The 9,473-nt window shown below is 73.2% G+C and carries 10 protein-coding genes; 3 read left to right on the forward strand and 7 right to left on the reverse strand.

Annotated elements, in window-relative coordinates:
* The coding region (locus ACZJYS_RS19695; RefSeq protein WP_493180035.1) for an SH3 domain-containing protein at positions 1 to 421 on the forward strand (421 nt) is incomplete at its 5' end.
* Positions 422 to 550: 129 nt separating this feature from the next.
* Here ACZJYS_RS19695 and ACZJYS_RS19700 read toward each other — a convergent pair.
* The 4 genes from ACZJYS_RS19700 to hisF form a co-directional block, all read right to left on the reverse strand.
* On the reverse strand, positions 551 to 1,408 hold the full coding sequence (locus ACZJYS_RS19700; protein WP_109515897.1) for a SirB1 family protein: 858 nt from the start codon (positions 1,406 to 1,408) through the stop codon (positions 551 to 553).
* A gap of 53 nt (positions 1,409 to 1,461) precedes the next feature.
* Positions 1,462 to 1,842: a histidine triad nucleotide-binding protein gene (locus ACZJYS_RS19705; protein WP_109515896.1), complete on the reverse strand. Its 381-nt coding sequence runs from the start codon at positions 1,840 to 1,842 to the stop codon at positions 1,462 to 1,464.
* 77 nt (positions 1,843 to 1,919) lie between these two features.
* The gene (locus ACZJYS_RS19710) at positions 1,920 to 2,504 is read right to left on the reverse strand and encodes a phosphoribosyl-ATP diphosphatase (RefSeq protein WP_379631619.1); all 585 of its coding nucleotides are present in this window, start codon (positions 2,502 to 2,504) and stop codon (positions 1,920 to 1,922) included.
* Between the two features lie 16 nt (positions 2,505 to 2,520).
* A complete protein-coding gene (gene hisF / locus ACZJYS_RS19715; RefSeq protein WP_109515894.1) occupies positions 2,521 to 3,297 on the reverse strand; it encodes an imidazole glycerol phosphate synthase subunit HisF in 777 nt (258 codons plus the stop codon).
* Positions 3,298 to 3,449: 152 nt separating this feature from the next.
* Here hisF and ACZJYS_RS19720 point away from each other — a divergent pair, with 152 nt between their 5' ends.
* Entirely contained in the window at positions 3,450 to 3,821 is a 372-nt protein-coding gene (locus ACZJYS_RS19720) for a DUF1622 domain-containing protein (protein ID WP_493180036.1), read from the forward strand.
* Here the strand turns inward: ACZJYS_RS19720 and ACZJYS_RS19725 are convergent.
* Positions 3,808 to 4,707, reverse strand: coding sequence for a 2-keto-4-pentenoate hydratase (locus ACZJYS_RS19725; RefSeq protein ID WP_109515892.1), 900 nt, complete (start codon positions 4,705 to 4,707; stop codon positions 3,808 to 3,810). The two genes, ACZJYS_RS19720 and ACZJYS_RS19725, sit on opposite strands and share 14 nt — an antisense overlap.
* Before the next feature lie 294 nt (positions 4,708 to 5,001).
* On the opposite strand from ACZJYS_RS19725, the gene ACZJYS_RS19730 reads away from it, so the two are divergent.
* On the forward strand, positions 5,002 to 7,629 hold the full coding sequence (locus ACZJYS_RS19730) for a pre-peptidase C-terminal domain-containing protein (protein ID WP_493180037.1): 2,628 nt from the start codon (positions 5,002 to 5,004) through the stop codon (positions 7,627 to 7,629).
* A 72-nt stretch (positions 7,630 to 7,701) separates the two neighbouring features.
* Here the strand turns inward: ACZJYS_RS19730 and ACZJYS_RS19735 are convergent, their stop codons facing one another.
* Positions 7,702 to 8,712, reverse strand: coding sequence for a Bug family tripartite tricarboxylate transporter substrate binding protein (locus tag ACZJYS_RS19735; protein ID WP_109515890.1), 1,011 nt, complete (start codon positions 8,710 to 8,712; stop codon positions 7,702 to 7,704).
* Positions 8,713 to 8,779: 67 nt separating this feature from the next.
* A partial coding sequence (locus ACZJYS_RS19740) for a TrmH family RNA methyltransferase (RefSeq protein ID WP_493180038.1) occupies positions 8,780 to 9,473 on the reverse strand: 694 nt, incomplete at its 5' end.

A 9,473-nucleotide genomic window follows, 5' to 3' on the forward strand; every position in this document is an offset into this window, starting at 1 on the left:
CGGCCTGCCGATCCCGCGCTTCGTCTCGCTGCGCAGCGACGAGGTGAACCTGCGCATCGGCCCCGACACGCGCTACCCGATCGAATGGACCTACCAGCGGCGCGACCTGCCGGTGGAGATCCTGCGCGAATACAACCAGTGGCGCCGCATCCGCGACATGGAGGGCACGGAAGGCTGGGTGCACCAGTCCACCCTGGCCGGCCGCCGCACCTTTCTGGCGCGGGGCGAGGGCCCGCACGAGATGCATGGCAGCGAGTCGGAGGCCAGCCCGGTGGTGGCGCGGCTGATGCCGGGCGTGGTGGGCCGGCTGCGCAGCTGCCGCGCCGACGGCGCTTGGTGCGAGGTGCAGGTGGGCAGCCACCGCGGCTACCTGAAGCGCAGCCAGATCTGGGGCATCGCCCCGGGCGAGGACGTCAACTGAGGCGGCAGGGGCGCCGGCCGGACAGGCGCCGCCCCGCCCGATGCAGGCGGCCCATGCAGACGGCCCGGTGCAGGTACCTCAGTGCAGGCGCTGGCTCAGTGCAGGCGTTGGCTCAGTGCAGGCGCTGGCTCAGTGCAGGCGTTGGCGCAGCTCCACCGCCAGCAGGCGCGCCCGCTGCGCCGCCTCGCTGCCGGGCGGCACCAGCGCCAGGAAGCGGTCCAGGCATTGCAGCGCGGCGCCGATCTCGTCCAGCCGCTGATGCATCAGCGCCGCCTCGCGCCACAGCATGGCGGCGGCGGGGGCGACGCGCAGCATGTCCTGCACGCAGCGCATGGCGGACGGAATGTCGCCGGCCTGCAGGCGGCGGAGCTTCAGGTTGTTCTGCAGCCGCAGCAGCACGTCCCGCTTGCCGACCGGCGCCAGCAGGTCCGGCCGCAGCTCCGCCTGCGGCCCCTGCATGCGCTTCAGCAGGCCGCGCAGCTCGGGCGCCTGCAGCGGCGCGCCGCCGTTGAACGGGTCCAGCACCCCCTGCCCCGGCGTGCCTTCCAGCCCGATCAGGAAATGGCCGGGGAAATCCAGCCCGTGCGCGCCCCAGCCGGCGGCCTCGGCGGCATGCAGCCAGAGGATGCCGAGGGCCACGGGCAGGCCCCGCCGGCGTTCGATCACATGGATCAGGTTGGCGTTGGCGGGGGCGTCGTAGCCCTCCTGGTCCCCCGCATAGCCGAAGCGGCCATGCAGCACCTCGGCCAGCACGGCCAGGCGGCGGCCAGCGTCCCCGCGGTCGGCGTCCGGCGTGGCGATGGCGGCCTCGACCATGGCGCGGGCCAGGTCGGAGAGATGCCGCTCGGCAGCCCGCCAATCCGCCTCAGGGGCGTCGATGCGGGCGAATTGCAGGGCGACGGCGCCGAGATCCAGCTCGGCATCCGGCAGTTTTCCAGCGGCGTCCAGCGCGGCGCGCGCTTCCGCCTCAGCGGTGAGATCGGCCATTCCTTGAGGGATGGCTATGGGGGGCGGCCCGGTCAAGGGGCCGCCCTTTCTGTTCAGCCGCGCACCAGCATGGCGCCGAGCGGCTTGCCGCCCAGGATGTGCACATGGAAGTGCGGCACTTCCTGGCCGGCATCCTCGCCCATGTTGGTCAGCACGCGGTAGCCCTGGCCCTCCAGCCCGAGCTGCCGCGCCACCAGCCCGACGGCGCGCCAGAAGCCCGCCATCTCCTCCGGGCTGGCGGCGGCGGAGAAATCCGCCACCGAGACGTAGCGCCCCTTCGGGATCACCAGCACATGCACCGGCGCCTGCGGCGCGATGTCGTGGAAGGCCAGGGCATGCTCGTCCTCATGCACCTTGTTGGCCGGGATCTCGCCGCGCAGGATGCGGGCGAAGATGTTGCCCCCGTCATAGGGCGGCATTCCGGACACGGGCATGGCGTCTTCCTCTCTCCTGTGGGTTCGGTCCGTGGGCGAAGGAGGCCTCAGGAAAACTGGCCTCAGGAAAACTGGTGTCAGGGCAGCTTGGTGGTCTCGGCGGCGCGGACGATGCCCTTCGGGCGGGCGGCCTTCTCGGCGATGCCGGAGATGCCCTCGCGCCGCACCAGCTCGCCCCAGACCTCCTCGGGGCGGATGCCGGCATCCACCCAGACGACGATCAGGTGGTAGAGCAGGTCCGCGCTCTCCAGGATGGTGGCCTCGCGGTTGCCCTGCGTCGCCTCAATGACGCATTCCACCGCCTCCTCGCCCAGCTTCTGCGCCACCTTGGCGGTGCCGCGCGCCATCAGCCGGGCGGAGTGGGACAGGGTGGTGTCGCCCGAGAGGCGGCGCGCCTCCACCGTCTCCCACAGCCGGCGCAGCACCTCGATATCGCCCGTCACCGGCACGGAGAGCGGCTCGAGGTGGCGCGCCTCGGCCTTCAGCGCCGCCTTGCGCGGCTTGGCCACGGCCGGGATGGTGGGCGGCAGCGGCAGCGCCGCCTTGCCCTTCTTGGCCGCCGGCTTCTGCACCGCCACCTTCTTCGCCACCGCCTTCTTCGCCACCGCTTTCTTCAGCGCGGCCTTCGGCGCGACCTTGGCCTTCACGGCCTTCTTCTTCATGTCCTTGGCCATCGGTTCAGGCGACCTTGCTGGCGGGAAGCGGGCGCACCGGCAGGCCGGCGGCGGCGAGCGCCGCCTTGGCCTCGCCGATGCGCATCTCCCCATAGTGGAACACACTGGCGGCGAGCAGCCCGGTGGCCCCGGCCTGCGCGCCCTCGACGAAATGCCGCACCGTGCCGACCCCGCCGGAGGCCACGAGCGGCAGCCGCACCCGCCCCCGCAGCGCCCGCAGCAGCTCGAGATCGAAACCGGACTTGGTGCCGTCCCGGTCCATGGAGGTGACGAGCAGCTCGCCCGCGCCGAGGGAGGCCACCTGTTCCGCCCAGCCCAGCGCGTCGATGCCGGTGCCGCGGCGGCCGCCATGGGTGAACACCTCCCACCGCCCCTCGCCCACCTTCCGGGCATCGATGGCGACGACGATGGCCTGGCTGCCGAACGCCTCCGCCGCGCGCCGCACCAGCTCGGGGTCGGTCACGGCGGCGCTGTTGATGCTGGCCTTGTCGGCGCCGGCGAGCAGCAGGCGGCGCACATCCTCGACCGAGCGCACGCCGCCGCCGACGGTGAGCGGGATGAACACCTCCGCCGCGGTGCGCGAGACCACGTCGTACATGGTGTCGCGGTTCTCGTGCGTGGCGCCGATGTCGAGGAAGGTGATCTCGTCCGCGCCCTCGGCGTCATAGGCGCGGGCCTGCTCCACCGGGTCCCCGGCATCGCGCAGCGCGACGAAGTTGACGCCCTTCACGACGCGGCCGTCCTTCACGTCCAGACAGGGAATGACACGGAGCGCGAGCATGGCGGGGCGGAACCTCCGGGCGGGGATGCGGAGATAGGGCGATGCGCCGGCCGGGCGCCAGGGTCAAGGGCCAGGGCCAAGAGAGTGTCCATGGAAATGCACCTCCCTGTTGAACCCGGGCGGCCGGCACGCGTTGCGCCGGCATGGAAGAGATGGTGCTGCGCGGTGTGGGGTGGGTGGTGCTGGCGGTGGAGGTGGCGGCGGCGCTGATCATCGCCGGCGCCGTGGCCGAGGCGGCGTGGCGCGTGCTGGCGCTGCTGCGGCTGCGCTCCGGCCAGGGGCGCGACGCCGCCAAGCAGGCGGCGCGGCTGCACCTGGCGCGCTGGCTGATGGTGGCGCTGGAATTCACCCTGGCCGCCGACATCCTGCGCACCGTGGTGGCGCCGAGCTGGGACGATATCGGCCAGCTCGCCGCCATCGCCACGTTGCGCACCGTGCTGAACCTGTTCCTGGAGCGCGAGATCGACCAGGCTTCCAGGAAGGAGGCGGCCGCCCGCGGGCCGGGCGGCGCTACTCCAGCGTGACGCGCACCGAGACCGGCTCGGCCGCGAGGCCGGTGTAGGTGGTGGTGTAGGTGCGCCCCTTCTCCGCCGGCATGGCGGGGGAGAAGCCGCCGAGCGAGATCAGGTCCCCCGCCTTCAGCGCCATGCCGCGCGCCTTCAGGTCCTGCACCAGCCAGGGGATGACGTTCAGCGGGTGGCCGAGCAGCGCCGTGCCGGGCGCGCTGGCCAGCTCCTTCTGGTCGTGGGCGAAGCGCACGGTCATGCTGCCGAGGCGCGCGGCGAAGGCTTCCGTCGCCTCCGGCACGATCGGCTCCCCCACCACGCCGAGCCGGGCGCCGACGCCGATCGCCAGCAGGTTCGGCCCGTCCATCTTGCCGAGATCGGCCAGCGCCAGGTCGGGCAGCTCGATGAAGGGGATGACCTGGTCGATCTGGCGGAGGATGGCGACATGGTCCTCCCCCGCCTCGGCGATGGCGGCGTCCTTCACCCGCACGATCAGGTCGGCCTCCACCACCGGCACGGCGGCGAAGTCGGCCGGCAGGGTGTCGCCCGACCTGGCGCGCACCGTGGCGGCGTAGATCGGGCCGGCCAGCGGGTGGGAGACGCCGAAGCGCTTCTGCGCCGCCGCGTTGGTCAGCCCCACCTTCCAGCCCACCGGCTCGCCCAGGTGCTCGCGCATGGCGGGCACCAGGCGGGACTGGGCGCAGAGCCCGTCCTCCAGCGTCAGGCTGCGGCCGAAGGGCTGCACGGGAGCCTTGGCCAGAAGCGAGGCGGCCATGGCGCGCATGGCGGCGGCATCCGGGCAGCCGGGGCCGGGCTCGGGCGGCGCGGCGCGCAGCCCGGCGGGCGCCAGCAGCGTGGCGCCGAGGAGCAGCGGAATCGAGGCGGAGGCGGTGCGGCGCGTCATTCGGGCGTTTCCTCGGGCCAGGGTCGGCGGAGGATAAGGGCGCGGCGCGCCGGGCGGCAATCGGCGCGGCCCGGCCCAAGCCCGCGGATGGCGGACGCACCCGATCATCTTTTCTCAAGGGCCGCCCCGATGCCCAAGAACCCGACGCCCGGGAACCCGATGCCCCAGAACCCGATGCGCGGGACGGTGCGCCAGGACGCCGCCCGCGCCGGAAGCCAAGGGCCCGGCCTGCTCCGGCTTTGCCCTTGTCCTTCCCGCCCGTATCCTTCCCGCCGGACCGAAGGACGCAACCTCTTGACCACCATCAGCGTCGGCCCCGCCGGGGACCAGGACACCGACGGCCTCCTCTCCGGGGAGCGGTGGGCCAGCCTCGACCTCACCTACGGCTTTCCCACCGGGGCCGGCCAGTATGGCGGCAGCTATGGCTCGGGCGAGCCGCAGGCGGGCTTCGCACCGCTCAACGCGGCGCAGCAGGACGCCGTCCAGGCGGCGCTGGCGATGTTCGCCGCCGTCAGCGGACTGCGCTTCACCGCGGCGGGCGGGGCGGCGGCGGGCGGCGCCGATCTGCGCTTCGCCCAGTCCGCGCAGCCCGGCACGGCCTGGGCCTACTACCCGCACGCCTCCCCGGAGGGCGGCGATGCCTGGTTCGGCACGGGCAGCGGCTACTATCTCGCGCCGCGCCCCGGCAACTACGCCTTCCACACCTTCCTGCACGAGACCGGCCACGCGCTGGGCCTGAAGCACGGGCACGAGACGGACGCGTTCGGCCCCCTGCCGGCGGCGCGCGACTCGATGGAATACTCGGTGATGACCTACCGGAGCCATGTCGGCTCCGTCCCCGGCGGCTACACCAACGAGAGCTGGGGCTACGCGCAGTCGCTGATGATGGGCGACATCGCCGCGCTGCAGCACATGTACGGCGCCAACTACGCCACCCGCGCCGGCGACACGACCTATCGCTGGAACCCGCTGAGCGGCGAGTTGTCGGTCGATGGCGCGGGCCAGGGCGCGCCGGGCGGCAACCGCGTCTTCATGACGGTGTGGGATGGCGGCGGCATCGACACCTACGATTTCTCCGCCTATGGCGGCGGCGTCCGGATCGACCTGCGGCCGGGGGAATGGAGCCTCACCGCCACCGCCCAGCTCGCCTATCTCGGCGACGGGCAGAGGGCGCGCGGCAACGTGGCCAACGCCCTGCTGCACGCGGGCGACACCCGCGCGCTGATCGAGAACGCCACCGGCGGCACGGGCGACGACACGCTGTTCGGCAACGTCGCCGCCAACCTGCTCGACGGCGGCGCGGGCATCGACACGGCGGTGCTCGCCGGGCTGCGCGCCGATTACGTGTTCAGCGGCACCGCCGGGCTGCTCCAGGCGGCCGGCCTCGGGGCCACGGACACGCTGCGCGGCATCGAGTTCGTGCGCTTCCTGGGTTCCGGCGAGACGCTCGGCACCGCCGGCCTGCTGCCGGCCGACGACTACCGCGACGCCATCACCGACGTGACGACGCCGCTGGGCCGCCTCACGGCCGGCCTCTCCCGCGCCGGCCTGGTGGAGAGCGCGGGCGATGTGGACGTGTTCAGCGTCAGCCTGCGCGCCGGCCAGGGCTACAGCTTCACGCTGCGCGGCGGCACGCTGGCGCACGCCGAGCTGGAGCTGCGCGACGTGGCCGGCACGCTGCTGGCCAGCGGCGCGGACACGCCCCTCGCCTTCACCGCGGCGCGCGACGGCACCTACTACCTGCACGCCCGCGCCGCCGATTCCGGCACCGGCAGCTACACGCTGGGCAGCGGCTTCTTCGACACCATCCCCGACAGCCTGGCGGACACCTCCGCGCCGGCGGCCAGCCTGACCGCCGGCCTCTCCCGCGTCGGGCGGGTGGAGAGCGCGGGCGACGTGGACGTGTTCGGCATCACCCTGCGCGCCGGCCAGGGCTACAGCTTCGACCTGCGCGGCGCGCCGGGCGGCGGCGGCACCCTGGCCGATACGCGGCTGGAGCTGCGCGACGCCGCCGGCACCCTGCTCGCCAGCAACGATGACGCCACCACCGCCGACGCGCATATCGACTTCGTCGCCACCCGGGGCGGCACCTACCACCTGTACGCCATGGCCGATGGCGCCGGCACCGGCAGCTACACGCTGCGCAGCGGCTTCTTCGACACCATCCCCGACAGCCTGGCGGACACCTCCGCGCCGGCGGCCAGCCTGACCGCCGGCCTCTCCCGCGTCGGGCGGGTGGAGAGCGCGGGCGATGTGGACGTGTTCGGCATCACCCTGCGCGCCGGCCAGGGCTACAGCTTCGACCTGCGCGGCGCGCCAAGCGGCGGCGGCACCCTGGCCGATACGCGGCTGGAGCTGCGCGACGCCGCCGGCACCCTGCTCGCCAGCAACGATGACGGCGCCACCGCCGACGCGCATATCGACTTCGTCGCCACCCAGGGCGGCACCTACCACCTGCACGCCATGGCCGATGGCGCCGGCACCGGCAGCTACACGCTGCGCAGCGGCTTCTTCGACACGTTGCGCGACAGCCTGGCGGACAACACCGCGCCGCAGGGCGACATCGCGGTGGGGCTTTCCCGCGTCGGGCGGGTGGAGAGCGCGGGGGATACGGATGTCTTCGCGGTGAAGCTCGCCGCTGGGCGCAGCTACAGCTTCGACCTGCGCGGCGCCGCCACCTATCACGGCACCCTGGCCGATCCGCTGCTGGAACTGCGCGACGCCAGCGGCACGCTGCTGCGCATGCATGATGACGGCGCCAACGACAACGCGCATCTCGACTTCACGGCCACAGCCAGCGGCATCCACTACCTGGTGGCGCGGGCGGATGGCTACGGCACCGGCAGCTACCTGCTGAGCGCCGCGCGCCAGGCGACGGCGGCAGCCTCGCCATCCCTGGAGAGCGACCCTCTCTGGGCCTGACCCCGGCGGGGGAGCCAGGGGAACGCGGTTCCCCCGGCGGTCGCCCGGGGGCCGCGCCCCCGGGCCGGCGCCTCAGTCGAGGCTGGCGCCCGATTCCTCGACGAGGCCCTTCCACACCGCTTCCTGCGCCTTGATGTAGGCGCCGTACTCGGCCGGGCTCTTGTCGACGATGGTGGTGAAGCCGTTCGGCTCCATCTTGGAGCGGAACTCGGCGGTGTCCACCACGCCGACGATCGCCTTGTGCAGCGCCGCGATGCGGTCGGGCGCCACGCCGGCCGGCACGTTGATGCCGTACCAGGACTGCATGTCGATGCCGGAGCCGGGCAGCAGCTCCTTCATCGACGGCACGTTCTTCAGGTCGTCGGAGAAGGTGGTGCGCTCGGCGCTGGCGGCGGCCAGAACGCGCAGCCGCCCCTCGCGCACATGCGCCATGGAGAGCGGGATGACGTCGAACATCATGTCGATGTTGCCGGCCAGCAGGTCCTGCAGGGCCGGCGCGCCGCCGCGGTAGGGCACGTGGGTGATCTCGGCGCCGGTCGCCTTGGCCACCTTGCTGATGGTCAGGTGGCTGATGGTGCCGGTGCCCGAGGAGCCCATGGTCAGCTTGCCCGGGTCCTTCTTGGCCGCCGCGATGACGTCCTGGAAGGTCTTGTAGGGGCTGTTGGCGTTGACCGTCATGTACACCGTGCCGGTGGTGACGCGCGTCACCGGCGCCAGGTCGGCCAGCGGGTCGATCGGCATGGACTTGGCATACAGGAACTTGTTGGCCGCCAGGATGGAGGCGGAGCCGAGCAGCATGGTGTGCCCGTCCTTCTCCGAGCGCGCCACCTCGGCGGCGCCGAGATTGCCGCCGGCACCGCCGCGGTTGTCGACGACGACGGACTGGCCCAGCACGGGCTGCAGCATCTGCGCCATCAGGCGCCCGGTCATGTCGACCGAGCCGCCGGCGGCGAAGGGCACCACGATGCGCATGGTGCGGGAGGGGAAGGCCGACTGGGCCCGCGCCACATGCGGCGCGACAAGAGCCGAGGCGGCGGGGAAGGTGGCGGCGGCGCCCAGCAGGGCACGGCGGCGGATGGTCATGGTCTTGGGAGCCTCCGGATGGTTCCGGGGGCGGTTTCTGGCTTCTTCCTGTCCAGACGACAAGAGTTTAAATGGCGCGAATGTTATCGCCCTCAACCAGGGCGTGCATCAGCACCGCCGCCGCCACCGAAACGTTCAGGCTCTCCACCAGCCCCGAGCCGGGCAGGGTCACCCTGGCGGCGCAGGCGGAGACGGTCTCTTCCGCCAGCCCCTGCTCCTCATTGCCCAGCACCAGGGCGACGGGCCGGCCGCGTGGCAGTGCCTCCGGCGCGACTCCGCCGCGCGCCACGGCGGCCACGGTGAGGTATCGCGGTGCGAGCGCGCGCAGCGCCGCCGGCAGGTCCGGCGCGCGGTAGAGGGCAAGCGCCTCCAGCCCCCCCTCGCTGGTGCGCCAGGCGGCGTCCGACAGCCCGGCCTGGCGCGGATCGCCCGAGAGCAGCAGGGCGCGGCAGCCGAAGAAGGCGGCCGAGCGGGCGATGGCGCCGAGGTTGTGCGGGTTGCCCACGCCATCGAGCACCGGCAGCAGCCCCGCCGGCAGCGCCTCGGGGTGCGGCAGCGGCGGCACCGGGCGCGGCGCGGCGATGGCGACGATGCCGCCATGGTGGGTGGTGCCGGCGATCTTCGCCAGTTCCTCCGGCGGCACCTCGCGATAGGGCTTCCGGGCGCGGGCGAGGCGGGCGCAGAGGGGGCCGGCCTCGGCCCTGCGGGAAGGGGCGTAGAACAGCCGCAGCACCGCGTCGGGCCGGTGCGCGAAGGCCGCC

The sequence above is a fragment of the Roseomonas sp. TS2 genome (assembly GCF_058833935.1).

Excerpts from the sequence above, each read along its gene's own strand:
- ACZJYS_RS19700 (WP_109515897.1), bottom strand. The coding sequence starts at position 1,408 with ATGGCCGATCTCACCGCTGAGGCGGAAGCGCGCGCCGCGCTGGACGCC.
- ACZJYS_RS19705 (WP_109515896.1), bottom strand. The coding sequence starts at position 1,842 with ATGCCCGTGTCCGGAATGCCGCCCTATGACGGGGGCAACATCTTCGCC.
- ACZJYS_RS19710 (WP_379631619.1), bottom strand. The coding sequence starts at position 2,504 with ATGAAGAAGAAGGCCGTGAAGGCCAAGGTCGCGCCGAAGGCCGCGCTG.
- hisF (WP_109515894.1), bottom strand. The coding sequence starts at position 3,297 with ATGCTCGCGCTCCGTGTCATTCCCTGTCTGGACGTGAAGGACGGCCGC.
- ACZJYS_RS19720 (WP_493180036.1), top strand. The coding sequence starts at position 3,450 with ATGGTGCTGCGCGGTGTGGGGTGGGTGGTGCTGGCGGTGGAGGTGGCG.
- ACZJYS_RS19725 (WP_109515892.1), bottom strand. The coding sequence starts at position 4,707 with ATGACGCGCCGCACCGCCTCCGCCTCGATTCCGCTGCTCCTCGGCGCC.
- ACZJYS_RS19735 (WP_109515890.1), bottom strand. The coding sequence starts at position 8,712 with ATGACCATCCGCCGCCGTGCCCTGCTGGGCGCCGCCGCCACCTTCCCC.